The sequence below is a fragment of the Streptomyces sp. NPDC054849 genome (genome assembly GCF_053610945.1).
The window spans coordinates 17,520-42,181 of record NZ_JBSGZI010000054.1; the positions used below are offsets into that span (position 1 = coordinate 17,520).

The following is a 24,662-nucleotide window of genomic DNA, read 5'->3' on the forward strand; positions in this document are numbered from 1 at the left end:
GGTGGTGTGCCCTCGGAGGCTGCTGGACAGCGCCCCACCCTAACGGCTGCCAAGACAGCGGTCCGCCTCCTGCGGGGAAGGTGCAGGAGGCGGACCGGGTGCCGTGCTCTGTGCCGTGCTCTATGACCTGCTCTGTGTCGTGCTCTGCGTCGTGCTCGATGCACTGCTCGATGTGCTGCTCGGCGTGCTGGTCGGCGTGCTGGTCGGTGCGCCGTCCGTCACGCGTTCGCTATGCCGTGCGATGTGCGGTGGGTGCCCGGCCGGTGGTGCGTCGGGCGCCTCAGACCGCTGCCTTTTTCAGGCGGCGGCGCTCACGTTCGGACAGGCCGCCCCAGATGCCGAATCGCTCGTCGTTGGCGAGGGCGTACTCAAGGCATTCGGAGCGGACTTCGCAGGCGAGGCAGACCTTCTTGGCCTCGCGGGTGGAGCCGCCCTTCTCGGGAAAGAAGGATTCGGGGTCGGTCTGGGCGCACAGAGCGCGCTCCTGCCATCCGAGCTCCTCGTCCGCCTCCTCGACCAGCAGTTCCTGAAACAGCTCGGTCATGTGCGCCCCTCGCTCTGTCTGTGCGTCCCCGTGGTGATGTCGTCACTTATCGCTACGTAACGACACGAGTGAAATTACAAGTGCGTGGCTCCGGAGCAGTCAAGCCGAGGTCTGCTATTGGGCCTCTTATTCACTCTGCGGAACCAAGCGTATGCAGAAAGTGTTCATATCGCCAAAAATCGTGACACATGCAACGGGCGTCCTGAGATGCCGCCTTTACCGTCATCCACGCGCCCACTCTCGGACGGGGTTGCGATCCGGCCGGAGAAGCGGTGTAGATCACATTCCGGTTACGACATGACGGATCGGGTTTGAGCCCGACACAGCGCCACCTGCCCTGCACCCCCCTGCACAAACCTTTCTCCGCACACAGCAACCGGATGAGGTGAAACTTTTCCACCAAACCGGACATTGGGTTGACAGTCCGGCCCCCGACCCGTTCTCCTTGTTCGCATGTCAGCGCCCGCAGCCACCACCCGGACCCCCATTCGTGGGTTCCTGTGCGCTGCCCAGGTTCGCTGTTGTTGTTGCAGCTGTTGATGCCTGCGGAGCCCCGGCTCCCCTGAGCTCCGGCCCTCCCCCAGCAACCGCCAGCGCGACTGACATCCGTCGAGGTACTCCCACGATGAACAGCACCCCCCGTGCCACCACCGCTCCCGCCGCCGTCGAGAGCGACCTCCAGATCGCCGGCGACATCCTCGCCGTCCAGCACCTCCTCCAGCCCGCCCGGGAACATCCGGCCACGGTCGCCGAGTTCGCCGGCCTCGCCCGCTCCATCGCCGAGGACCGCGCCTCCTGGGAGCACCTCGTCCAGTACGACGCCACCACCCGCTGGTACCACCGGCTGCGCACCGGCCCCGGCTACGAGGTCTGGCTGCTCAGCTGGGTCCCGGGCCAGGGCAGCGGGCTGCACGACCACGGCGCCTCCTCCGGCGTCCTGACCGTGCTCGACGGCGAGCTCACCGAGCACACCGCCCGCGGACGGCTCACCCACCGCCCGGGATCCCAGCGCGTCTTCGCCCCCGGCTACGCCCACGAGGTGGTCAACGACACCCTCGACGGCGCCGTCAGCCTGCACGTCTACTTCCCCGGTCTGACCGAGATGCCGATGCACAGCTGCTCCCCGGCCGAATCGGCGTCCGTACCCGCCTGAGCTCGACCGGCCGCCGGTCCCCGGCGTCGCCCGGCTCCGCCCCTCGACGACAGGCTGCGGCTGACAGACTGTCCGCATGCGCATTGTTGTTCTGGCCGGCGGTATAGGCGGCGCCCGGTTCCTGTCCGGACTCAAGTCGGCGGTGCCCGACGCGGACATCACGGTCATCGGCAACACCGGTGACGACATTCACCTCTTCGGGCTCAAGGTGTGCCCCGACCTGGACACGGTGATGTACACCCTCGGCGGGGGCATCAACGAGGACCAGGGCTGGGGCCGCACCGACGAGTCCTTCACCGTCAAGGAGGAACTCGCGGCGTACGGGGTCGGACCCACCTGGTTCGGCCTCGGCGACCGCGACTTCGCCACCCACATCGTCCGTACGCAGATGCTCGGCGCGGGCTACCCGCTGAGCGCCGTCACCGAGGCCCTCTGCGACCGCTGGCAGCCGGGGGTGCGGCTGCTGCCGATGTCCGACGACCGGGTCGAGACCCACGTCGCGATCACCGAGGCCGGTACGGGCGAGCGCCGCGTCGTCCACTTCCAGGAGTACTGGGTCCGGCTGCGCGCGTCGGTGGACGCGGAGGCCGTCGTACCCGTGGGGGCCGAACAGGCCAAGCCCGCGCCCGGCGTGCTGGAGGCCATCGCCGCCGCCGACGTGATCATCTTCCCCCCGTCCAACCCCGTGGTCTCCGTGGGGACGATCCTCGCCGTGCCCGGCATCCGGGACGCCGTGGCCGCCGCCGAGGCGCCGGTCGTGGGCCTCTCCCCCATCGTCGGGGGCGCGCCCGTGCGCGGGATGGCCGACAAGGTGCTCGCCGCGGTGGGCGTCGAGTCCACGGCCGCGGCGGTCGCCCTGCACTACGGGACCGAGCTGCTGGACGGCTGGCTGGTGGACACCGCCGACGCGGGGTCCGTCGCCGAGGTGGAGGCCGCCGGGATCACCTGCCGCGCGGTGCCGCTGATGATGACCGACCTGGCGGCGACCGCGGAGATGGCCCGGGCCGCGCTGGAGCTGGCGGAGGCCTCCCGATGACCGCTGCGGACGCGTCCGGCGTGCACATCCCCTCGTACGAGGTGCGGGCCGTCGACGGGATACCGGAGGTCAGACCTGGTGACGACCTGGCGAAGCTGATCGTCACGGCCGCCCCCGATCTGCGCGACGGGGACGTCCTGCTCGTCACCTCGAAGATCGTCTCCAAGGCCGAGGGCCGGATCGTGGAGGCGGACTCACGCGAGGCCGCGATCGACGCGGAGACCGTCCGCGTGGTCGCGCGCCGGGGCCCGCTGCGGATCGTCGAGAACCGGCAGGGCCTGGTGATGGCGGCGGCCGGGGTGGACGCCTCCAACACCGCCCCCGGCACGGTACTGCTGCTGCCCGAGGACCCCGACGGCTCGGCCGCCGCGATCCGTGCCGGGGTGCGCGACGCCCTGTCCGTGGACGTGGGCGTCGTCGTGACGGACACCTTCGGACGGCCGTGGCGCACCGGATTGACGGACGTGGCGATCGGCTCGGCCGGGGTACGGGTCCTGGACGACCTGCGCGGCGGCACGGACGCGCACGGCAACCCGCTGAGCGCGACGGTGGTGGCGACCGCGGACGAGCTGGCCGCCGCCGGCGACCTGGTCAAGGGCAAGGCCGACGGGCTGCCGGTGGCCGTCGTACGCGGGCTGGCCCACCTTCTCGGCGAGGGCACCTCGGCGCGGGACCTGGTGCGCACGCCGGCCGACGACATGTTCCGGCTGGGCACCTCGGAGGCGGTACGTGAGGCTGTGACGCAGCGCCGTACGGTCCGGGACTTCACCGCGGAGCCGGTGGACCCGGGCGCGGTGCGCCGGGCGGTGGCCGCGGCCGTGACGGCCCCGGCTCCGCACCACACGACGCCGTGGCGGTTCGTGCTGCTGGAGTCGGAGGAGTCGCGGGTGCGGCTGCTGGACGCGATGCGGGACGCGTGGATCGCGGACCTGCGGGCGGACGGCAAGTCCGAGGAGTCCGTCGCCAAGCGGGTCAGGCGCGGCGACGTGCTGCGGCGCGCCCCGTACCTGGTGGTGCCGTGTCTGGTGACGGACGGAGCGCACCACTACGGGCACGCCCGGCGGGACGCCGCCGAGCGGGAGATGTTCGTCGTCGCGATGGGCGCGGGCGTGCAGAACCTGCTGGTCGCGCTGGCCGGGGAGCGGCTGGGCTCGGCGTGGGTGTCCTCGACGATGTTCTGCCGGGACGTGGTGCGCAAGGTGCTGGAGCTGCCGGACGACTGGGACCCGATGGGTGCCGTGGCGGTGGGGCACCCGGCGCAGCCGCCCCGGGAGCGGCCCGCGCGGTCCGCAGCGGACTTCGTCGAGGTCCGGTAGCGGGAAGGGTCGAGGTCCGGCAGCGGGAAGAGCCGGGCGTGCGAGCCGGACCCCGCCGGCCAGAAGGGACTGAGACGGCCCCCGCCCTTGGGCGTGTCTTTCGGATCTTGCCGGGCCCGCGCTGCCCGGCACCGCACCTCGCGGCGTTGTCGGGGCTCCCGAGTACGTCCAGTACGAGGGGAGCTCCTCCGCCTTGCGATGCACGGCACCGGACAACGCGGGCTCGGCCGACAAGATCCGAAAGACCCGCCCTAGAGCCGGCCGATGTCGCTGCGCGGCATCCGGGGCTTGCGGCGGGGCGGGATGTGGCCCGCGAGGAGGATGAGGCGGGCGGCGCGGTGGCGCTGGCCGGCGTAGGGGGCGAGGAGCTCCAGCATGGTGGCGTCGTCGGCGTCGCGGTCGCCGACGAGGGCGTAGCCGACGATGCCGGGGAGGTGGAGGTCGCCGGTGGTGACCACGTCGGGGTCGCCGTTGCTGCGCTGGAGGGTTTCGGCGGAGGTCCACGGGCCGATGCCGGGGACGGCCTCCAGGCGTCTCACGGCGTCGGGCAGGGCCATGGCGGCCGCCTCCTCCATGCGGTTCGCCGCCCGGGCCGCCCGGACGATGGTGTCGGAGCGCTTGGCGTCGACGCCGGCCTTGTGCCAGTCCCAGGACGGGATCATGGCCCAGGTACGGGCGGTGGGCATGACGTACAGGCCGGCCTCCTGCGGGCCGGGCGCGGGTTCCCCGTACCGGCGTACCAGGCGGCGCCAGGAGCGGTAGGCCTCGTCGCTGGTGACCTTCTGCTCCAGGATGACCGGGATCAGGGACTCCAGGACCAGACCTGTACGGGTGAGGCGCAGGCCGGGGCGGCGGCGGTGGCTGGCGTGCACGAGGCGGTGGCGGGGGACGAAGGCGGCCGGGTCGTCGGCGGCGCCGAGGAGCGTGGGCAGCTGTTCGAGGAACCAGTCGGCCCCGGGGCCCCAGGCCTCGGCGTGGACCTCCGTGCCGTGCCCGGCCACCCGGAGGGTGCCGGGGCCGGCGGGGGTCTGGCTCGCCCTCCAGACCGAGCCGTCGGGGGTGGCGCGGAACGTGGGGTCGGCGGGGCCGCGTCGGAGCGGGCCGAGGGTGAGACCCAGGTCGACGGGGCCGTCGGGGGTCCAGCGGCGTTCCTTGGCGCCGGCGCCGGCGTTGCCGCCGCGACCCGGGGGTACGTCGGTGCGGCCGCCGCGTACAGCGGTGCGGGTGAGGGGGTCGAAGCGGCCTGCCATGTCCTGAGCGTAGCCCTGCCGGGCCGTTCCCCCACCCCGGCCCTTCCCCGGAACCGGACGCTGCCCGGACCCGGTTCTCGAACGCCCCGGACCCGGTTCTCGAACGCCCCCGGCCACCGTGGGGAGGTGCCCCTGGACGGGCTGCGAGATCCGGGCCCGCGGAGGCTACGGCCGGCCCTGGAGTCTGGCCGATGTGGTGCGGGTGGCGCCCAGCTTGCCGTAGAGCTTCGCGCCCGGGCACGCGGTGGCGAAGCCGTCGCGGTGGCCCGAGATGACGTTCATCGACACGTTCTTGCCCTTGGGGTAGCGGTTGCCGCCGCCGGACACCAGGGTCGTCTTCGCGCGCGGGTCCCGGCCGAAGAGGCCGAGCTTCCAGGCGGTGAGCCCGGCGACGGCGTCGACCGCCGCCGCCGGCGGGGCCGTGGACGTGTAGGTGCCCAGCACCGCGACGCCCATGCTGTTCGTGTTGAAGCCCATGGTGTGCGCGCCGAGCACCGCCCTGGAGACACCGCCCGCGCGGCCCTCGTACACCGTGCCGCACTTGTCGACGGCGAAGTTGTAACCGAAGTCCCGCCAGCCGCTGCTGATGACGTGGTAGCGGTACAGGCTGCGCAGGACCGCGGGGGCGTCCTTGCAGGCGTAGTTGTTGCCGGAGGCGGTGTGGTGGACGAAGGCGGCCTTGACGGTGCTCGTGTAGACGAAGCCCGACTCGCGCAGGCTCTCGTCGGCGCCCCAGCCCTTGCGCGTGACGATCCGCGGGCGCGGACCGATGTACGGGGCGGCCGCGGCGGTCAGCTCGCCGTCGCTCGCGAAGATCGCGTCGGCGGTGGAGTCGGCCTTGTCGAGGGCGCTGATCTCGTTCGCGCCGAGCGGGGCGTGCGGGATGTTCGCCGCGGAGGACTCCGCCATCTCCATCGTCATGGCGGGCGCCGTCACCTCGCCCTTGTCGTCTCCCTCCGGGCCGCTGTTCTTGCCGTCCGACCCCGCGGCGGGCGTCTGCACGCCCGGGTCGACGAGCTCGATCCGCAGGCCCGTGGGCAGCCGGGACCCCGCGCGGGTGGCCGGGGCGCCGGGTTCCGCCTGGACGCGGACCTCCACACCGTCGGATTCGCCGACCCACAGCGGGGCGGTGGCGCCGCGGACCCGGCCGGAGCCGCGTTCCGCCGCGTCGAGGTCGGCCGCGTGCTCGCTGTTGTGGATCTCGACGTCCTGCCAGTCGGACCAGGTGGCCGTCCGGGCGGAGCGGGTGCGGACCTGCACCCTGCCGTGGAGCTCGGTGGCCACGTCGTCCCAGACGACCCCGACCAGCGAGAACGTCTTGACCTCGCGGGCGGCCAGGCCCTGCGTCTCGGGTCCGCCGGGGGAAGCGCTCATGCCGGGGACACCGGGAATGCGGTCCGCCGCGGGTCCCACGGGGACGAGCGGCAGCGACTGGGTGGACCCGGACGGGGTCGCCGAGGTGACCGCACCCGCGGAGGGGATGGCGAGGGCAGGAGTAGGGAGCGCGAGGGGCAGGGCCAGTACGGCGGCCGTCGCGACGCCGATCGAGGAAGCAAGGAATCCACGCATGAAAAGGATGGTGGGGACCCGCACGACCGGGCGCCATCCGAGAACTGACGCTGCGTCCACTGCGCGGCGCGCCGTGCTCCCCCGTACGGCGGAGCCGGTGGCCGCCGTACGGGGGAGGGGCCCGCGTACGCTGGGCCGGGTGAACGCCACTGACCACACCCCTGCCGACCTGCTGCGATCCGCGCTCGCCGCCGATCCGGGCCGCCCGCTCGTCACCTTCTACGACGACGCCACCGGCGAACGCGTCGAATTGTCCGTCGCGACCTTCGCCAATTGGGTGGCCAAGACCGCCAATCTGCTCCAGGGCGATCTGGGGGCCGAGCCCGGGGACCGGCTCGCGCTGTTGCTCCCGGCGCACTGGCAGAGCGCCGTGTGGCTGCTCGCGTGCGACTCGGTCGGGGTCGTGGCCTCGGTGGGCGGGCACCCGGGCGATGCCGACCTCGTCGTCAGCGGGCCGGACTCGCTGGAACGGGCCCTGGAGTGCGACGGCGAGCGCGTGGCGCTGGCGCTGCGGCCGCTGGGCGGCCGGTTCCCGCAGCCGCCGGCCGGGTTCGCGGACTACGCGGTCGAGGTGCCCGGGCAGGGCGACCGGTTCGCGCCGTTCGTCCCGGTGGAGGCGGAGGGTCCCGCGCTGATCGTCGGCGGCGAGGAGCTCTCGCACGCGGCGCTGGTCGCCCGCGCCCGCGAGGACGCGGCGAAGCTCGGGATCGGCGAGGGCTCACGGGTGCTGACCGGGCTCGGCTACGACACCTGGGAGGGGCTCTCGGCCGGGCTCTACGGCCCGCTGGCCGCGGGCGCGTCCGTGGTGCTGTGCCGGAACCTCGACCGGCTGCCGGCGGACGCGCTGGCCCAGCGGGTCGAGAGCGAGCGCGTCACCCACACCGTCTAGGACGGGGGCGGAGGGCGGGGTCCGCACCCCGCCCCCCGCACCCCCCTTCCCCCCCGCTTCCGCCGCTCACCCCGGGTCCGCTCACCAGCGGGAACGGGCGATTTGTCACCCGGACGGCCCTAGACACCCCCCTGCCCCCGGGCTGCTCCGGCAGGCCGGGGGCAGGATCGGCAGTGGCCGCGCCCACTCGTGCGGCTGACGGTTCCGAGCTCATGGGCGAGGGGACGTACGCCAGTGACGGACAGCGCAGGCATACCGGGTGGCACCGCAGCGGCCGGAGGCGCGGGACGGCCTCCGCGCAGCCGCCGGCGCCGTCTGCTGCGCTGGGTCGGCCTCGGGTCGGCCTTCCTGGTCCTGGCGGGCACGGCCACCGGCTGGTGGCTCTACAACAAACTCGACGGGAACATCACCGAGGACACCTCGGCGGCCGCCGAGCTGTACCGCTACGACCGCGACCGCCCGGCACACGCTGCCACCGGCGCCCAGAACATCCTGCTGATCGGCTCGGACTCGCGCTCCGGCAAGGACAACGCCGCGTACGGGCAGGACGGGGGCACCCAGCGCTCGGACACCACGATCCTGCTGCACCTGCCCGGGGACCGCAGGAGCGCGACCGCCGTGTCGATACCGCGTGACCTGATGGCGGACATCCCCGCCTGCCTGGGGGCGGACGGGAGCCGCACCGACGAGCGGTTCGCACAGTTCAACTGGGCGTTCCAGTGGGGCGGGGCCGCCTGCACGATCCGTACGGTGGAGAAGCTCACCGGGATCCGGATCGATCACCACATGGTGATCGACTTCGGCGGGTTCAAGAAGATGGTCGACGCGGTCGGCGGGGTGGAGGTCTGCCTCAAGGAGCCGGTGAACGACGCCGAGGCCAGGCTGAGGCTGGCCGCCGGGCGCCAGACCCTCCGGGGCGAGCAGGCCCTCGGCTTCGTCCGCGCCCGGTACAGCCTGGGCAACGGCAGCGACACCGAACGGATGGAACGGCAGCAGCAGTTCCTCGGCTCGCTCGTCAAGAAGGTGCAGAGCAACGGGGTCCTGCTGAATCCGGCCCGGCTGTACCCGCTGCTGGACGCGGCGACCTCCTCGGTGACCACCGACCCCGGACTGGCCTCGCTGCGCGGCCTCTACGAACTCGTAAGGGGCGTAAGGGACATACCGACCGATCAGGTGCAGTTCCTGACCGTGCCCCGCCGCCCCTACGTCGCCGATCCGAACCGGGACGAGCTGGTGGAGCCGGACGCGACCCGGCTGTTCCGGCAGCTGCGGATGGACGAGCCGGTGACGGTCGCCCCGCCGGAGCCGGTGCCCGTGGCCCCGACCCCGATTCCGACCCCGACTCCGGTTCCGACCCCGATCCCGGTGCCGACCGCGTCCCCCACCACGCCCCCCACCGCGCCTCCCACCACGCCTTCGACCACGCCTTCGACCACTCCGGACGAGACCGCGTCGGCCGGTACGGGAACCGCCACACCTCCCGCACCCGTCCCCACCTTCACCGGAACCACGGCGGGTAACGCCGACTGCCGGTAAAGCAATCCCAAAAGCCGGTGACCGAACCGCGCATGATGGGCGGTTCGCCCCGTTATAAGGGGAGTGGAATTTGTCACCAGCATGGTTTGCAGCCGAACAGGGCGGATAAGGTGAGCGATCCGGTGCCCGGCCGGACCAGAGACCGGGCGCCAGCAGCCGGATCGTTGACCGGGCGCCCCGGGGGAGGCGCATCGCGAGGCACCGACGGAGGATTCGAGCAACCGTGGATGCGCAAAGCCGTGGGCGGGCAGACGAGATCGACCCCGCAGACCAGTGGGTACTCAATCCCCGCACAGGCAATTACGAACTGCAACTGGGCGACTCCGTTGCGCAGCAGCGGCCCAAAGTCGCCTCGCCTCGCAGATCGCCGTCGGCCCCCGTCACCCCCACCACTCCCTCTCCGGGTGTACCCAAGCCGCGCCGAGGCGACGCCCCGCCCGGCGGCCGGCGCGGTGGCCGTTCCCGCAAGGGCGGAGGCGGCGGACGCCGTAAGAAGGCGCTGCTCATCACCAGCGGGACGCTGGCGTTGCTGCTCGTCGGGGGCGGTGTGGCGGCGTACCTCTATTACGACCACCTGAACGGCAACCTCAAGGTCACCGACGTCGCGGGAGCGGGCACCGGCGGTTTCAAGAAGGACCAGCCCATCAACATCCTGGTCATCGGAACCGACAAGCGCACCGGCGCGGGCAACGAGGCCTACGGGGACAAGGACAGCGTCGGCCACGCCGACACCACGATCCTGTTCCACGTCTCGAAGGACCGGACGAACGCGACCGCCCTGTCCATCCCCCGCGATCTGATCACCAACATCCCGGCCTGCCCGACGAAGCAGCCGGACGGTTCGACGAAGACGATCGCGCCCGTCAAAAGCACCCGCTTCAACACCAGCCTGGGCCAGGAGGGCCGCGACGCGGGCTGCACCATGCGCACCGTCAAGGAACTCACCGGGATCGAGGTCGACCACTTCATGATGGCCGACTTCAACGCCGTCAAGACGCTGAGCACGGCGGTGGGCGGAGTACCGGTGTGCCTGGACAAGGCGGTGAACGACGAGGACGGCTCCCAGCTCAAGCTGGGCCCCGGCGAACACAGGCTGTCGGGCGAGCAGGCCCTCGCCTTCGTCCGCACCCGGCACGGCTTCGGCAACAACAGCGACCTCGACCGGATCAGGATCCAGCAGCAGTTCCTGGGTTCGATGATGCGTCAGATGAAGTCGCAGGAGACGCTGACCAACCCCAAGAAGCTCCTCTCCCTCGCGGAGGCGGCCACCAAGTCGCTGAGCGTGGACTCGGGGATCGGTACCATCGCCAAACTCACCGATCTGGCCGGCGAGTTGAAGAACATCGACACGAAGAACATCACCTTCACCACCCTGCCCGTAAAGGACAATCCGGCCGAACCGGAGGGCAAGAAGGCCACCGTCGTCGTCGAGAAGTCCCTGGCCGACCCGCTGCTGGAGATGATCCGGGGGGACATCTCGCTCACGGAGGTCGAGAGGCAGGAGCAGGCCGCGAAGGAGGCGGCCGACGCGGACGCGAAGGCCAAGCAGGACGCGCTGCTCCAGGGCAACAAGGCGCCCGCAGGGGACGTACGGGTGGACGTGTCCAACGGCGGTGGCCCCACGGGCGCCGCCTCCACCACGCTGAACTGGCTGAACACCAAGGGCGTGCCCAAGGGCAAGACCGGCAACGCGCCCGAGAAGGTCGGGGCCACGCAGCTGGAGTACGCGCCCAACCAGGCCGACCAGGCCCGGGCGCTGGCCGAGCTTCTGGGGCTTCCGGCCACCGCGATGAAGATGGGGACGGCCGACGCCGCGCCGAGGACGGCGATGAAGCTGACGCTGGGTCCGGACTTCAAGGAGCCGGGAGCCCCGCTGTCGGCCCCGGCCGTGCCGGAGCTGCCCGAGAACGTACAGCGGGCCCAGGCCGACAAGGCGATCTGCGCCAAGTAGCGCGACGCAGCCGGTGATACCGGCACATCATCGACCAAGAGGGATTTTGAGGGGGGACGCGTGAGGCACAGCAGCGTGCGGGAGGAGGGGGCGGACGCCCAGGCCGCCGAGGGCATACCCGGCGGCGGTGCGGACGCGCCCGGCGCGGTGCCCCCGCCACGGAGCGGCTCCGGAGCGGCCCGCCGGGCCGGCCGCGGCCGGCCCGCGAGACGGGGCCGGCGGCGCGTGCTGCGCTGGGTGTCCTCCGTGCTGTCCCTGCTCATACTCGGGACGGCGGGGGCCGGATACCTCTACTACCGCCATCTGAACGGCAGCATCCAGACGGACGCCCTGAACCTCGGGGAGAACAGGCTGGGCGGTTCCAAGCCCAACGCCTTCGGGCAGACCCCCCTGAACATCCTGCTGATCGGCTCCGACGCGCGTGACGACGCGGAGAACCAGGCCCTCGGCGGGGCCTCGGACACCTTCGACGGCCCGCCGCTGGCGGACGTGCAGATGCTGCTGCACCTGTCCGCCGACCGCAGCAACATGTCCGTGGTCTCGATGCCCCGCGACACGATGCTGATGATGCCCAAGTGCACCGAGCCGAACGGCAAGGTGCATCCCGCCAGCAAGGGGCTCGTCCAGACGAACGAGTCCCTCCAGCGCGGCGGGCCGGGCTGCACGGTCGCCGCCTGGACCGAGCTGACCAAGATCCCCATCGACCACTTCATGATGATCGACTTCAAGGGCGTGGTCTCGATGGCGGACGCCATCGGCGGCGTCCCGGTCTGCGTCGAGCAGAACGTCCACTCCCTCACTCGTGACGGCAAGGGCTCCGGCCTGAAGCTGCCGGCGGGCGAGAGCATCATCCAGGGCGAGACCGCCCTGCAGTGGCTGCGTACCCGCTACGGCTTCGAGGACGGCACCGACATCGGCCGCACCCACGCCCAGCACCAGTACATGAACTCGATGGCCCGCGAGTTCCGCAAGAACGCCAAGCTCAGCAACCCGGTGAAGCTCAACAGCCTGGCGCAGGCGGCCATCGACGCCATGGTCGTGGACACCGGCCTGAACAAGATCGACAAGCTGTACGACCTCAGCATGGAGCTCAAGAAGGTCCCGCCGGGCCGGATCACCATGACCACCATGCCGTGGGTCTACAGCACCAAGCCCGGCCTGGACGGGCGGGTCGAACCCAAGGCGGGCGAGGCCGAGGACCTGTTCAGGATGGTCCGCGAGGACATCGCCCTCGACGGCCAGGGCTCGGCGTCGCCGACCCCCGGGGGCGCCTCCACCGCGCCGGGCGGGTCCACCGCTCCGGGTACCCCGTCCACGCCTGGCCCGCAGCCGACCACCGCCCCCACCACCGCAGCGCCGGCAGCGCCCGCGAAGATCGCGGTCAGCGTCCGCAACGCGACCGGCGGCAAGGACGGCGCCGAGGCCAGGGCCAGGAACCGGGCGACCGACGTCGCGGCCCTGCTGGTCCGCAAGGGCTTCACCAAGGCCACCGCCGCAACCCAGACGGGAGCCGAGGACACCACGGTGATCCGCTTCGCCGGTGACGGCCAGGCGGCCGACGCCGGCGCCCTGGCCGCCGCGCTGGGCCTGCCGGCGACCTCGGTGCAGAAGACGGACGAGGTGTCCGGGATCGTCCTGTTCGTCGGCAAGGACTGGCGGACCGGCGACGCGCCGACCCCGCCGCCGCCCGCCCCGACCAAGGCCCCGGACTCCGCCCGCGCGCTCAACGGCGACAACGCGAAGGCCTGCATGAAGATCCAAGAGGGCTTCACCTGGTAGGACGGCCACGAAAGGGGGCCCGGTGCAGCAGCACCGGGCCCCTTCGTACGTCCGCTTCTTACGTCCGCGCGTCTCAGACCTGCGAGGAGTCCCGGTGCACGGCCGGGCGGCGGCTCGCGATGAGCTTGTTCGCCAGCGCGCGCGGGCTGGTCAGGAAGCCGAAGCCCCAGCACAGGTGCATGGTCGCCAGCGCAACGGGGATCTGCGCCCGGGCCTTGAGCCCCAGGCCCCTGCCCGCCGGTACGGAACCAGCGACGATCGCCGCGACGTAGCCGGCCGGAACGGCGAAGCCGAGGGGGGTGACCGTCACGCCCACGACCACGCCCGCGGCGAGCGCGCAGACGAGGGTCGGCGGGGCCAGGTAGCGCACGTTGATGGAGCCCGCGTGGTAGCGGGCCACCACGTGCCGCCACCGCCCGTAGTCCTTGTACTGCTTGGCCAGGGCCCGTACGGAGCGCCGCGGGCGGTACTGGACCTTCAGCTCCGGCGAGAACCAGATCAGACCGCCGGCTTCGCGGATGCGGAAGTTCAGCTCCCAGTCCTGGGCGCGGATGAACTCCTCGTTGTAGCCGCCCTGTTGTTCCAGCGCCTCGCGCCGGAAGACACCGAGGTAGACGGTCTCGGCCGGACCCGCCTGGCCGCCGGTGTGGAAGGGCGCGTTGCCGACGCCGATCTTCGAGGTCATCGCGGCGGCGACGGCCTCTTCCCAGGCGTTCTCGCCTTCGGCGTGCATGATGCCGCCGACGTTCTGCGCACCGGTCTCCTCCAGGAGGCGGACCGCGGTCGCGATGTAGTTCGGCGAGAGCATGCCGTGGCCGTCGACGCGTACCACGATCGGGTGACGCGAGGCCTTGATGGCGGCGTTCAGCGCCGCCGGGGTCCGGCCGGTGGGATTCGGGACGGTGTGAACTCGGGGATCCTCGGCGACGAGTTCGGCGGCGATCTCGTCGGTGCGGTCCGTGGACGGCCCGAGTGCGATCACCACCTCCATCTCGCCCGCGTACTCCTGTTCCAGGATGTGGCGGACGGAATCACGGAGGTAGTGCTCCTCATTGAGCACCGGCATGATCACCGAGACTGCGGGCTGCTGGGCGGGCATGTGGTCCTTCAAGGTCGGGTATCGGTGTCACGTTACCGCGTACGGGGGAACACGGTGCGCGCCGAGTGATCGGTAAGGACAGCGGCTGATCGTATGGGCCTACTGTTCTGTCGAATCAGCTGATCCGGCCCGTCCCCCGACCGGTCTCCCTGCTGCTCCCCGCGGAGGTGTCCACCGTGCCCCAGCCGCACCGTCCCACCCGTCCCGCCGGGCCGGCCCAGCCGCCGCGCGCCCGCCGCGGCGCCGGCGGAGGTCCGGCACGGCGCCGGGGCGACCGCCCCCGGTGGGGGGTGCGGCTCGCGGCCGGGCTGTCGGTGGCGGTACTGGGCTCCGGGGCCGTCGGGCACGCCGTGATGACCGGCCTGGACACCGGGATCGAGCGGGTGGACCCGTTCAAGGACATGAAGAACCGCCCGCAGGCCGGGCACGGCGTCAACTTCCTGCTGGTGGGCACCGACGGCCGCGAGAAGATCACCCCGGAGGAGAAGCGCGAGTACCGCCTGGGCGGGGCGCCCTGCCACTGCACGGACACGATCATGCTGGTGCACCTGTCGGCGGACAAGGAGCGGGCGAGCGTGATCAGCCTGCCCCGCGACAGTTACGCCGAGGTGCCCGCGCACCGGGACCTGGTGACCGGCAAGGCGCACAAGGCCCACCCGCTGAAACTCAACGCGGCGTACGCGGAGGGCGGGCCCAACCTGACCGTGCGGACCGTGGAGAACATGACCCGGGTGAAGATCGACCACTACCTGGAGGTCGACTTCACCAGCTTCATGAAGACGGTCGACGCGATGGGCGGCGTGGAGATCTGCACGGCCAAGACCATGCGCGACCCGAACACCGGCCTCGACCTGCTGCCCGGCAGCCACCGGCTGAGCGGCGGGCAGGCCCTGCAGTACGTGCGCTCGCGCCATGTCGACGGCGCCTCGGACCTCGGCCGGATGCAGCGTCAGCAGCGTTTCATCGCCGCACTGATCAAGCAGGCGACCGGTGGCGGGGTACTGCTGAACCCGGTGAAGTTCAAGGAGGTCAGCTCCACCCTGCTCGGCTCGGTCCGGGCCGACAAGGACTTCGGCTCCGAGCAGATGCTGGCGCTCGGGCAGGCGATGCGGGACTTCACCCCGTCCTCCTCGGAGTTCGCCTCGGTGCCCATCGGCAACCCGTCGTTCCGCGTCAAGGGCATCGGCTCCACCGTCAAATGGGACGAGCCGAAGGCGGCCCAGCTGTTCGAGGCGCTGCGCCAGGACCGGCCGCTGGCCCCGGTCCGGCCCCCGACGGCCGCCGCCGCCCGGCCCGCGGCCGTCCCGGTGGACGTGCCCCCGCAGCAGGTCCGGGTCCAGGTGGAGAACGGCACGCGGATCGACGGGCTGGGCGGACGGGTCGACGCGGCGCTGCGCGCCACCGGCTTCGACACCACCCGGGCCCCCGGCAACGGCGCCAGCCGCGAGGTCAGGCGCACGGTGATCGCGTACGACCCGCGCTGGGACCGCTCCGCCCGGTCGGTGGCGACCGCGCTGCCGGGCAGCCTGCTGCGGCCGGTGGCGCGCCAGGGGCGGACCGTGGTGGTAACCGCGGGCGCGGACTACCGCAAGGTGGTGCCGGTGCGCGCGGAAGACCCGTACCAGGGCACCTTCGGGGTGGTCACGGGCGACCAGGTGGTCTGCGGCAACTGACGACACCTCGCCCGTCAGGCCGACAGGGCGCCAGGCTCGCAGGCCGTCAGGGCGCCAGGCTCGCAGGCCGTCAAGCCGTCAGTCGTCGAAGCCCTGGGCCGCGCGCTCCTCGCGCAGCGCCATGATCGCCTGGCGGCGGGCGAGCCGGTGCGTGCGGCGGATCTGGGCCTCCTGGTAGCGCCGCTCGTCCCGTTCCGTCTCCGGGAGGACGGGCGGCACCTGACGGGGCTTGCCGTCGGCGTCCACGGCCGCGAAGACGAGGTAGGCGCTGCCGACCTGGGTGGCGGGGGTGGACTCGTTCCACCGCTCCGCGAGGACCCGTACGCCGATCTCCATGGAGGAGCGGCCGGTCCAGTTGCACTGGGCCTTCACGTGGACGAGGTCGCCCACGCGCACGGGCGCGAGGAAGGCCATCTCGTCCATGGAGGCGGTGACCGCCGGACCGCCGGAGTGGCGCCCGGCCACGGCGCCGGCCGCGTCGTCCACCAGCTTCATGATCACACCGCCGTGCACCGTTCCGAGAAGGTTGGTGTCGTTCGCGGTCATGATGTGGCTGAGGGTCGTACGGGAGGCCGCGGTCGGCTTCCCGGGCAGCTCGCCCGGTATCTGTGTCATACGGACACCTTAGATCCGTACCGGAGGCATCAGCTCTGCAACAGCACCGGCACGGATCCACCCCCGGGCTGTCGGACGACGCGCCGGGGAAGGCATCCTTAGGCGCATGAATGACTGGCCAGAAGGTCGTGACGACGCGTACGGGCGCGGCAGCGCGCAGCCGCAGCCCGAGGGAGTACAGCGGATGCGGCACATCCGGCGGCAGCCGCAGCAGGCGCCGCGACCCGCGCAGCCCCCGCGCCCGGACCGGCCGGCGGGCCCTGCGCCGGCCTACGGCGTACCCCCGCAGCAGGCGGGGAGCCACGACACGTACGGCGGTTACGACAGCGGCTACAACACCGGCCAGGTCTACGGGTCTCCCGCGGGCGGCGCTCCGGGCGGGCCGGGCGGTCCCGGCGGGCCGTCGGGGCCCGGCCGCCCCGGGCGGGCGCCCGGCCCCGCCCCGGACTGGCGCAAGCGGATCAAGGTCGGTTCGATCGTGCTGGTCTCGGCGCTGCTCGTGACCTCGGTCGCCACCTACTTCTGGGCCGACTCCAAGGTGCGCCGCGAAGTGGACCTCTCCAAGGTCATCGAGCGCCCCAAGGAGGGCGACTGCACGACGTACCTGATCGTGGGCTCCGACAGCCGCGAGGGCATGTCCGACGAGGAGAAGAAGAAGCTCCACACGGGCTCGGCCGAGGGCAAGCGCACCGACTCGATGATGATCCTGGCGAAGTGCTCCAGCGGGAACACGATGATCTCGCTGCCGCGCGACTCGGACGTGGAGATCCCGTCCTTCGTGGGCTCCCAGTCGGGCAAGAAGTTCCCGGCGCAGGGCCGCCGGGTCAAGCTCAACGCGGCGTACGCGGAGGACGGGCCCGAGCTGCTGGTGCGGACGGTGGAGCACAACACCGGTCTGCGCATCGACCACTACGCGGAGATCGGCTTCGCCGGCTTCGCGAACATCGTGGACGCGCTGGGCGGTGTGGAGCTGAACATCGAGGAGGGCTTCAAGGACGAGAAGTCGGGCGCCGACTTCAAGGCGGGCAAGCAGACGCTGAACGGCGAGCAGTCACTGGCCTTCGTCCGGACCCGCTACGCCTTCGCCGAGTCGGACCTGCAGCGGACGAAGAACCAGCAGAAGTTCCTGTCGGCGCTGGCAAGCCAGGCCGCGACCCCGTCGACGGTCCTCAACCCGTTCGCGCTGTACCCCACGCTCGGCGCGGGACTGGACACGCTGATCGTCGACAAGGACATGGGCCTGTACGACATGGGCCAGATGTTCTTCGCGATGAAGGGCGTCAACGGCGGTGACGGCGTCTCGATGAACATGCCGATCTCCGGCCAGCGCGGCGGCAACCTCGTCTGGGACAAGGCGAAGGTGCAGCAGCTGGTGAAGCAGATCCAGAACGACGAGAAGGTCACCGTCCGCGGAAACTGACCGCGGCGGCGCCCCCTCCCCGGACCCGGATCAGGCGTCCGGGGAGAAACGGATGGCGGCGGCGGGCAGTTCGGCCTCGCACCACACCCGGGCCCCGGAGCGCAGTTCGTTGTCGGCCCCCACGACGGCGCCGTCGCCGACGACCGTGCCGTCCAGTACGGTCCGCGCGCCCACCGAGGCACGGGCGCCGATCAGGCTGGCGCTCACCTGGGCGTCGGGGCCGATGACCGCGTCGTCGAGCACGATGGAGCCCTGGACGACCGCTCCGGCCCCGATCCGGGCGCCGGCGCCGACGACGGTGCCTCCCGACAGCTTGGCCCCGGCCTCCACCTGGGCGCCGGGCAGCACCAGGGACTCGCCGCGGCGCCCGGGGACCGCCGGGGAGGAGACCACGCCGCGGACCAGGTCGGCGGAGGCCTGGATGATGGACTCGGGCCTGCCGAGGTCCATCCAGTAGCTGTTCTCGGTGACGCCGTGCAGCCGGGCCCCGGATGCGAGCAGGCCGGGGAACGTCTCGCGCTCGACGGACACCGGCCGGCCGGCCGGGATGGAGTCGATGACGCTGCGTCGGAAGACGTAGCAGCCGGCGTTGATCTGGTCGGTGATGATCTCCTCGGGGGTCTGCGGCTTCTCGGTGAAGGCCAGCACCCGCCCCTCGGAGTCCGTGGGGACCAGGCCGAAGGCGCGCGGGTCCTCGACGCGGACCAGGTGCAGGGAGACGTCGGCGTCGGCCGTCTTGTGGGACTCCACCAGGCCGGCGATGTCCAGGCCGGTGAGGATGTCGCCGTTGAAGACGAGGACGGCGGAGTCCGGGTCCCCGGTGAGCAGCTGCGCGGCGTTGCGGATCGCGCCGCCGGTGCCGAGCGGCTCGTCCTCGACCACGTACTCCAGGTGGACGCCGAAGTCGGATCCGTCGCCGAAGTAGGGCTCGAAGACCTCGGCGAGGTAGCAGGTGGCCATCACGATGTGCGTGACACCGGCGGCGGCGGCGCGGGCTATCTGGTGGGCGAGGAACGGGACGCCTGCTGTGGGGACCATCGGCTTCGGCGTGTTCACCGTCACGGGGCGCAACCGCGTCCCTTGTCCGCCGACCAGCAGGATCGCTTCCGTCATTGCGTTCTCCCCAACCGATTCCGGCGTACGAAGGTCCAAATTTAGCCCATCGGAGTGGTGCCCAAGAGCCGGAGCGGGGGCGGCGGGCGTGGGGCGGATCACAGGCTCACCGCTGCTGCCGTTCTTGCCGCTCTTGCCGCTTTTGCCGTTGCGCGCGGCGAGCTTCGGACTTCGGCTTCGGACGTCTGACTTCGGACTTCGGACTTCGGGCGACAACACCGCGGCCCGCCTTCCTCATGAGGGAGCGGGCCGTCGTCGTGCTGTCCGTCAGCCGCCGGTCGCGGGCGACTTCTTCGCCGACTCCGGGATCTTCGTTCCCTCGCGCAGGGCCTTCCACAGGGTGGACGCCTGCGGCTCGGCCGCCACCACGCGGTTCGGGTCGGTCTTGTCGTACGCCACGGGCAGCATGACGGTTTCCATGGTGGCGGGATCGACGCCCTTCATGCTGCGGGCGAAGGCCGCGAGCGAGGTGAGGGACGCGAGTTCGGAGTCGGTCGTCATCGACCGGGTGGCGGCATCGGCGATTTCGAAGGACTTGGCGGGGCTGCCGAGCAGGTCCTGCTGCTTCACCTCGCTGAGCAGGGCGGTCAGGAACATCTGCTGGTTGCTGATGCGGCCGAGGTCGCTGCCGTCACCGACGCCGAGCCGGGTCCGTACAAAACCCAGCGCCTGCGTCCCGTTGAGCTTCTGGGGACCGGCTGCCAGGTTGAGGCCGCTCGCGCCGTGCCTGATCGGCTCCTTCAGCGTGATGTGCACACCGCCGATCGCGTCGACCAGGTTCTTGAAGCCGGCGAAGTCGACCTCGATGTAGTGGTCCATCCGCACGCCGGACATCTTCTCGACGGTCTTGACCACACAGCCGGGACCGGCCTGCGGGAGAAGCGAGTTGAACATGACGCGCTCGCGGGAGGGGAGCAGCGAGCCGTCGCTTTTCTGGCACTCGGGTCTCGTTATCAGGGTGTCGCGCGGGATGCTGACCACGACCGCCTGCTGCCGGCCGTCGGGTATGTGCACCATCAGCGTGGTGTCCGAGAGACCGCCGCTGCTGCCGCCGGCCAGCTCCCCGTTGGCGCCGGCCCTGGAATCGGAGCCGAGTATCAGCAGATTCGTACCGCTTGAGGGGAGTTTCTCGGGCCGGTCCGGGCCGAGGGCCTGGTTCAGGTCCACGGCGCTCAGGTTCGAGTCCAGGCGGTGGTACATCCACCAGCCGGTGCCTCCCGCCACCAGAACCAGACCGAGCGCCGTCCAGGCGATGCCCCGCCGGATGCGCTGCCCTCGCGTACGCCGCTTGCCGCCGGAGGGGGTTTCCTGGCTTTCGGGCTTGCTGCGGCCGGGTGTGACCGTCTCTGTGGTCATGCTCAAGTCCTTAAGCCTAGGTGGAGGCGGCCGCAGGAGTGGTGGCTGTCGGCCCGTCAACGCCTCTGGTCATACGGCCTGAACGGCGGCGACCAGCCCGGTGCGACAGCATCATAGATGCCCTTGGGCCATATTCGAACGGTGGTTCTGGGCCACTTCCCGCAGGGGCGCGGAGGGTTGCCCGGGCACACGACGCGAACGACCCCCGGCGAGACGCCGGGGGTCGTTCACGTACGTACGGGCCGGGCTCGTTACGGCAGGTTCCTCGCCATGACGATCCGCTGGACCTGGTTCGTGCCTTCGTAAATCTGCGTGATCTTGGCGTCGCGCATCATGCGCTCCACCGGGTAGTCACGGGTGTAGCCGTAGCCGCCGAGGAGCTGGACGGCGTCCGTGGTGACCTCCATGGCCACGTCGGAGGCGAAGCACTTGGCCGCGGCGCCGAAGAAGGTGAGGTCGGCGTCGACGCGCTCGGACTTCGCCGCTGCGGCGTAGGTCAGCTGGCGGGCGGCCTCGATCTTCATGGCCATGTCCGCGAGCATGAACTGCACGCCCTGGAAGTCGCCGATCGGCTTGCCGAACTGCTTGCGCTCCTGGACGTAGCCCTTGGCGTAGTCCAGGGCGCCCTGGGCGATGCCGAGCGCCTGGGCCGCGATCGTGATGCGGGTGTGGTCCAGGGTCTTCATCGCGGTGGCGAAGCCGGTGCCCTCGGCGCCGATCATGCGGTCGGCGGGGATCCGGACGTTGTCGAGGTAGACCTCGCGCGTCGGGGAGCCCTTGATGCCGAGCTTCTTCTCCGGGGCGCCGAAGGACACGCCCTCGTCGCCCTTCTCCACGACGAAGGCGCTGATGCCCTTGGAGCGCATCGAAGGGTCGGTGACGGCCATGACCGTGTAGTACTCGGAGACGCCCGCGTTGGTGATCCAGCGCTTGACGCCGTTGAGGACCCAGAAGTCCCCGTCGCGTACGGCGCGGGTCTTCATGCCGGCGGCGTCGGAGCCGGCGTCCGGCTCGGAGAGCGCGTACGAGAACATCGCGTCGCCCTTGGCGAGCGGCCCGAGGTACTTGGCCTTGAGCTCCTCGGAGCCGGAGAGGATCACCGGGAGCGAGCCGAGCTTGTTCACGGCCGGGATCAGGGAGGAGGACGCGCAGACGCGGGCCACCTCCTCGATCACGATCACGGTGGCGAGGGCGTCGGCGCCCGCACCGCCGTAGGTCTCGGGCACGTGGACGGCGTGCAGGTCGCTGGCGACCAGGGCGTCGAGGGCCTCCTGCGGGAAGCGGGACTCCTCGTCGACCGCGGCGGCGAACGGCAGGATCTTCGCCTCGGCGAGCGAGCGGACCGACTCGCGGAGCATGTCGTGCTCCTCGGCCGGGCGGTACAGGTCGAAGTCGGCAGAACCCGCCAAGATCTCTCACTCCCCAGGGTGATGCGTGATGCTAACTACCGTTAAGTAACCCAAGCTTAGTGGCCCGGTCACGGATGGCGATATGGAAGGCCTACGTGAGTTGCGTGACAGCAGGGGTCTCCTGGGGAGCGTCCCCGCTGGTGGGCCCGACTATGCTCAGTGGCCGCAAAGGCCCCGCACCTCTGGAGCACCCATGGCCCCCCTCAAGATCACTGTGATCGGCACCGGATATCTCGGCGCGACCCACGCCGCGGCGATGGCGGAGCTGGGGTTCGAAGTGCTGGGCCTGGACGTGGTGCCCGAGAAGATCGAAATGCTGGCGTCGGGCCGGGTGCCGATGTACGAGCCCGGGCTGGAGGAACTGCTGGCCCAGCACGTGGCCGGACTGCCGGGCTCGACGGGGCGGCTGCGGTTCACCACCTCCTGGGAGGAGGTCGGCGCCTTCGGCGACATCCACTTCGTGTGCGTGAACACTCCGCAGAAGCACGGCGAGTACGCCTGCGACATGTCGTACGTCGACTCCGCGATGGCCTCGCTGGCCCCGCACCTGACGAGGCCGGTGCTGGTGGTCGGCAAGTCGACGGTCCCGGTGGGGTCGGCGGAGCGGCTGGCGGCGAAGCTGGTGGAGCTGTCCCCGGCGGGCGAGGACGTGGAGCTGGCCTGGAACCCGGAGTTCCTGCGGGAGGGCTTCGCCGTGCAGGACACCCTGCACCCCGACCGGATCGTGGTCGGCGTTCAGGGGGAGCGCGGCGAGAAGCTGCTGCGCGAGGTGTACGAGACGCCGATGTCGGAGGGGACCCCGCTGGTCGTCACCGACTTCCCTACCGCCGAGCTCGTCAAGACCGCCGCCAATTCCTTCCTCGCCACCAAGATCTCCTTCATCAACGCGATGGCGGAGGTGTGCGAGGCCGCCGGCGGTGACGTGGTCAAGCTGGCGGAGGCGATCGGTTACGACGAGCGGATCGGCGCGAAGTTCCTGCGGGCCGGGATCGGCTTCGGCGGCGGCTGCCTGCCCAAGGACATCCGGGCCTTCATGGCACGGGCCGGCGAGCTGGGGGCCGACCAGGCGCTGACCTTCCTGCGCGAGGTGGACTCCATCAACATGCGCCGGCGCGGGCACATGGTCGAGCTGGCCCGTGACGCCGTGGGCGGGTCGTTCCTCGGCAAGCGGGTCGCCGTGCTCGGCGCGACCTTCAAGCCGGACTCGGACGACGTACGGGACTCGCCCGCTCTGAACGTGGCCGGTCAGATCCACCTCCAGGGCGGGCAGGTCACCGTCTACGACCCCAAGGGCATGGACAACGCCCGGCGGGTCTTCCCCACGCTGAGGTACGCGGACTCCGCGCTGGAGGCGGCGCGGGGTGCGGAGGTCGTGCTGCACCTGACCGAGTGGCGCGAGTTCCGCGATCTGGACCCGGCGGGGCTGGCGGCCGTCGTGACGGACCGGCTCGTCCTGGACGGCCGCAATGCGCTCGATCCCGTGCGGTGGCGGGCGGCGGGCTGGACCTATCGCGCGATGGGCCGTCCGCGGGCCTGAGCGGGGCCGCCGGGCCCCTGCGGGACGGGCCGGCCGGATCCGGCGCGCCGTTGCGGCGCGCTGCCCCGCCCCCGCGCGCCGGACGAAGGACGGCGGGGTGAGAGGCCGCGGCTCCGCTCCCAAGCCCGCGCCTCGTACGCCGGCGGGGCGGGGCCGGGCCGCAGTGGCCTGGCGGCGCGGGATGGGCCGGGCAGGGCCGGAGGCGCGGCGGTGTCCTTCAGGAAGGGGCGGTGCGGCGGTGTTGGGCGGCGCGGGAGATGAACTCCGCGTCGCGCAGGACGCGCTGGGTGTTGCCCCAGGTCAGCAGCGCTACGTCGGACTCCGGCCAGCCTCGGTCCAGTAGCTCCGCGATCAGCCGCGGGTAGCCCGAGGGGTCGGTCAGGCCGGTGGGGCGGGGGTTGCGCGGTTCGGTCCCGAAGGCGGCGCCGAGGCCCACGCTCTCGGGGCCCGCGACCGTCCGGACGTGGTCGAGGTGGTCCGCGACCGCGTGCAGGGAGTCGCCGGTGCGCGCGGTGTCGAAGGTGACCATGGCGAGGCCGTGGGCCTGGCGCAGCGCGAGCAGGACCTCGTCGGGCACGTTCCCCGGGTGCGGGTTCAGTGCGGCGGCGGCCGTGTTCGAGATGACCACCGGGGCCTTGGAGGCCTCGGCGAGCTGGCAGGCGACCGACGGCGGGCAGCCGGTGAGGTCCAGCAGGATCGCCAGCCGGTTCGCCTCGCGGACCACCTCGTGGCCGAAGACCGTCAGGTCCTCCCGCGCCCAGATCGCTCCGGCGGGCGCGAGGATCCGTACGCCGAGCGCATGGAATGCGTGCAGCGCACTGAGGGAGTCCGTCATCATACGGCCGGGCACAGGCCCCAGGAACGAGGCGATGCGGCCGCGATTGCGGGCGTCGGCCATGTCGTCGGCGTTCAGCGCGAGGCTGAGGTTGTCCGGGTAGCGGCGCAGCAGGGTCAGCGCCACGTCGATCTGTTCGAGCGTGTCGGACACCACCTGGTCGGCGGGGGCGGACGCGTCGTTCGGGGGCATCAGGGACCAGAACTGCGCGCCCACCCCGCCCGCACGCAGCCGCGGCAGGTCGGTGTCGACACCGCTGTCCCCCGGCTTGTCGATGTCGTGGTAGGGGCTCTGGCGCAGGGTCCAGACGAGGGTGTTGCACCCGTCCGCGACGGGATGCACGGACAGCAGCGCGGCGGCCCGTTCGAGGGCGCTCGCCGCGGACTCCGGTGTGGCGGGGGCCGGGAGGTCCCCGGCTCCGATGCCCACTGAGTGGGGTTCGTCCTGCAGGTCGGCCATGGCATTCGCTCCGGTCTCGGCGGCAGCAGGGAGGGATGGTGCCACCGTGACACGCGGGACTGCGGGGGCGCCCGGCGGATGTGGCGTTCGGGTGAGATCCGCAGGTCACACCCGTCGCCCCAT

The 24,662-nt window shown here is 71.6% G+C and carries 19 protein-coding genes; 10 read left to right on the forward strand and 9 right to left on the reverse strand.

Going from position 1 to position 24,662, the window contains the following annotated elements:
* Positions 1–280 precede the first annotated feature (280 nt).
* A complete protein-coding gene (locus ACWGIF_RS22670; RefSeq protein ID WP_003983763.1) occupies positions 281–544 on the reverse strand; it encodes a WhiB family transcriptional regulator in 264 nt (87 codons plus the stop codon).
* A 625-nt stretch (positions 545–1,169) separates the two neighbouring features.
* Here ACWGIF_RS22670 and ACWGIF_RS22675 point away from each other — a divergent pair.
* From ACWGIF_RS22675 to ACWGIF_RS22685, 3 genes are all read left to right on the forward strand, one after another.
* Positions 1,170–1,697 (forward strand): cysteine dioxygenase, encoded by a 528-nt coding sequence (locus ACWGIF_RS22675; RefSeq protein WP_453500093.1) that lies wholly within the window; start codon positions 1,170–1,172, stop codon positions 1,695–1,697.
* 76 nt (positions 1,698–1,773) lie between these two features.
* Positions 1,774–2,733, forward strand: a complete 960-nt coding sequence (cofD, locus tag ACWGIF_RS22680; protein WP_453500095.1) for a 2-phospho-L-lactate transferase — start codon at positions 1,774–1,776, stop codon at positions 2,731–2,733.
* Positions 2,730–4,049 carry a coenzyme F420-0:L-glutamate ligase gene (locus ACWGIF_RS22685; protein WP_453500097.1) on the forward strand — a complete coding sequence of 440 codons (1,320 nt, stop codon included), beginning with the start codon at positions 2,730–2,732 and terminating at the stop codon, positions 4,047–4,049. Before cofD ends, ACWGIF_RS22685 begins: the two co-directional genes overlap by 4 nt.
* Positions 4,050–4,300: 251 nt before the next feature.
* Here ACWGIF_RS22685 and ACWGIF_RS22690 read toward each other — a convergent pair whose 3' ends face one another.
* A complete protein-coding gene (locus ACWGIF_RS22690) occupies positions 4,301–5,299 on the reverse strand; it encodes a DNA-3-methyladenine glycosylase family protein (RefSeq protein ID WP_453500099.1) in 999 nt (332 codons plus the stop codon).
* Between the two features lie 165 nt (positions 5,300–5,464).
* Positions 5,465–6,868: a peptidoglycan recognition protein family protein gene (locus tag ACWGIF_RS22695; protein ID WP_453500101.1), complete on the reverse strand. Its 1,404-nt coding sequence runs from the start codon at positions 6,866–6,868 to the stop codon at positions 5,465–5,467.
* 139 nt (positions 6,869–7,007) lie between these two features.
* Here ACWGIF_RS22695 and ACWGIF_RS22700 point away from each other — a divergent pair, with 139 nt between their 5' ends.
* The 4 genes from ACWGIF_RS22700 to ACWGIF_RS22715 all read left to right on the forward strand — a co-directional run bounded on the left by ACWGIF_RS22700 (position 7,008) and on the right by ACWGIF_RS22715 (position 13,023).
* Entirely contained in the window at positions 7,008–7,757 is a 750-nt protein-coding gene (locus tag ACWGIF_RS22700) for a TIGR03089 family protein (RefSeq protein WP_453500103.1), read from the forward strand.
* A gap of 234 nt (positions 7,758–7,991) precedes the next feature.
* Complete coding sequence (locus ACWGIF_RS22705) at positions 7,992–9,293, forward strand: LCP family protein (RefSeq protein WP_453500105.1); 1,302 nt, start codon at positions 7,992–7,994, stop codon at positions 9,291–9,293.
* A gap of 223 nt (positions 9,294–9,516) precedes the next feature.
* Positions 9,517–11,244, forward strand: coding sequence for an LCP family protein (locus ACWGIF_RS22710; RefSeq protein ID WP_453500107.1), 1,728 nt, complete (start codon positions 9,517–9,519; stop codon positions 11,242–11,244).
* A 60-nt stretch (positions 11,245–11,304) separates the two neighbouring features.
* Positions 11,305–13,023: an LCP family protein gene (locus ACWGIF_RS22715; RefSeq protein ID WP_453500109.1), complete on the forward strand. Its 1,719-nt coding sequence runs from the start codon at positions 11,305–11,307 to the stop codon at positions 13,021–13,023.
* Between the two features lie 73 nt (positions 13,024–13,096).
* Here the strand turns inward: ACWGIF_RS22715 and ACWGIF_RS22720 are convergent, their stop codons facing one another.
* Positions 13,097–14,122, reverse strand: a complete 1,026-nt coding sequence (locus tag ACWGIF_RS22720) for a glycosyltransferase family 2 protein (protein WP_453500111.1) — start codon at positions 14,120–14,122, stop codon at positions 13,097–13,099.
* A gap of 176 nt (positions 14,123–14,298) precedes the next feature.
* Here ACWGIF_RS22720 and ACWGIF_RS22725 point away from each other — a divergent pair, with 176 nt between their 5' ends.
* Positions 14,299–15,795, forward strand: a complete 1,497-nt coding sequence (locus ACWGIF_RS22725; protein WP_453500113.1) for an LCP family protein — start codon at positions 14,299–14,301, stop codon at positions 15,793–15,795.
* 78 nt (positions 15,796–15,873) lie between these two features.
* On the opposite strand, the gene ACWGIF_RS22730 is transcribed toward ACWGIF_RS22725, so the two are convergent.
* Positions 15,874–16,410: an acyl-CoA thioesterase gene (locus ACWGIF_RS22730; RefSeq protein WP_361756158.1), complete on the reverse strand. Its 537-nt coding sequence runs from the start codon at positions 16,408–16,410 to the stop codon at positions 15,874–15,876.
* Positions 16,411–16,516: 106 nt separating this feature from the next.
* Between ACWGIF_RS22730 and ACWGIF_RS22735 the strand changes: the two genes are divergently transcribed.
* Positions 16,517–17,830 carry an LCP family protein gene (locus tag ACWGIF_RS22735; protein ID WP_453500115.1) on the forward strand — a complete coding sequence of 438 codons (1,314 nt, stop codon included), beginning with the start codon at positions 16,517–16,519 and terminating at the stop codon, positions 17,828–17,830.
* A gap of 30 nt (positions 17,831–17,860) precedes the next feature.
* Here ACWGIF_RS22735 and ACWGIF_RS22740 read toward each other — a convergent pair whose 3' ends face one another.
* From ACWGIF_RS22740 to ACWGIF_RS22750, 3 genes are all read right to left on the reverse strand, one after another.
* Complete coding sequence (locus tag ACWGIF_RS22740; protein ID WP_453500117.1) at positions 17,861–18,943, reverse strand: sugar phosphate nucleotidyltransferase; 1,083 nt, start codon at positions 18,941–18,943, stop codon at positions 17,861–17,863.
* Between the two features lie 267 nt (positions 18,944–19,210).
* Positions 19,211–20,299: an LCP family protein gene (locus ACWGIF_RS22745; protein WP_453500119.1), complete on the reverse strand. Its 1,089-nt coding sequence runs from the start codon at positions 20,297–20,299 to the stop codon at positions 19,211–19,213.
* A gap of 251 nt (positions 20,300–20,550) precedes the next feature.
* Positions 20,551–21,708, reverse strand: a complete 1,158-nt coding sequence (locus ACWGIF_RS22750) for an acyl-CoA dehydrogenase family protein (protein WP_453500121.1) — start codon at positions 21,706–21,708, stop codon at positions 20,551–20,553.
* A gap of 193 nt (positions 21,709–21,901) precedes the next feature.
* Between ACWGIF_RS22750 and ACWGIF_RS22755 the strand changes: the two genes are divergently transcribed.
* Positions 21,902–23,245, forward strand: a complete 1,344-nt coding sequence (locus tag ACWGIF_RS22755) for a UDP-glucose dehydrogenase family protein (RefSeq protein ID WP_453500123.1) — start codon at positions 21,902–21,904, stop codon at positions 23,243–23,245.
* A gap of 217 nt (positions 23,246–23,462) precedes the next feature.
* Here the strand turns inward: ACWGIF_RS22755 and ACWGIF_RS22760 are convergent, their stop codons facing one another.
* Positions 23,463–24,539, reverse strand: coding sequence for a membrane dipeptidase (locus ACWGIF_RS22760; protein WP_453500125.1), 1,077 nt, complete (start codon positions 24,537–24,539; stop codon positions 23,463–23,465).
* Positions 24,540–24,662: the final 123 nt, after the last annotated feature.

Excerpts from the sequence above, each read along its gene's own strand:
- ACWGIF_RS22755 (WP_453500123.1), top strand. The coding sequence starts at position 21,902 with ATGGCCCCCCTCAAGATCACTGTGATCGGCACCGGATATCTCGGCGCG.
- ACWGIF_RS22690 (WP_453500099.1), bottom strand. The coding sequence starts at position 5,299 with ATGGCAGGCCGCTTCGACCCCCTCACCCGCACCGCTGTACGCGGCGGC.
- ACWGIF_RS22740 (WP_453500117.1), bottom strand. The coding sequence starts at position 18,943 with ATGACGGAAGCGATCCTGCTGGTCGGCGGACAAGGGACGCGGTTGCGC.
- ACWGIF_RS22685 (WP_453500097.1), top strand. The coding sequence starts at position 2,730 with ATGACCGCTGCGGACGCGTCCGGCGTGCACATCCCCTCGTACGAGGTG.
- ACWGIF_RS22760 (WP_453500125.1), bottom strand. The coding sequence starts at position 24,539 with ATGGCCGACCTGCAGGACGAACCCCACTCAGTGGGCATCGGAGCCGGG.
- ACWGIF_RS22735 (WP_453500115.1), top strand. The coding sequence starts at position 16,517 with ATGAATGACTGGCCAGAAGGTCGTGACGACGCGTACGGGCGCGGCAGC.
- ACWGIF_RS22745 (WP_453500119.1), bottom strand. The coding sequence starts at position 20,299 with ATGACCACAGAGACGGTCACACCCGGCCGCAGCAAGCCCGAAAGCCAG.
- ACWGIF_RS22695 (WP_453500101.1), bottom strand. The coding sequence starts at position 6,868 with ATGCGTGGATTCCTTGCTTCCTCGATCGGCGTCGCGACGGCCGCCGTA.
- ACWGIF_RS22730 (WP_361756158.1), bottom strand. The coding sequence starts at position 16,410 with ATGACACAGATACCGGGCGAGCTGCCCGGGAAGCCGACCGCGGCCTCC.
- ACWGIF_RS22675 (WP_453500093.1), top strand. The coding sequence starts at position 1,170 with ATGAACAGCACCCCCCGTGCCACCACCGCTCCCGCCGCCGTCGAGAGC.
- ACWGIF_RS22720 (WP_453500111.1), bottom strand. The coding sequence starts at position 14,122 with ATGCCCGCCCAGCAGCCCGCAGTCTCGGTGATCATGCCGGTGCTCAAT.
- cofD (WP_453500095.1), top strand. The coding sequence starts at position 1,774 with ATGCGCATTGTTGTTCTGGCCGGCGGTATAGGCGGCGCCCGGTTCCTG.
- ACWGIF_RS22670 (WP_003983763.1), bottom strand. The coding sequence starts at position 544 with ATGACCGAGCTGTTTCAGGAACTGCTGGTCGAGGAGGCGGACGAGGAG.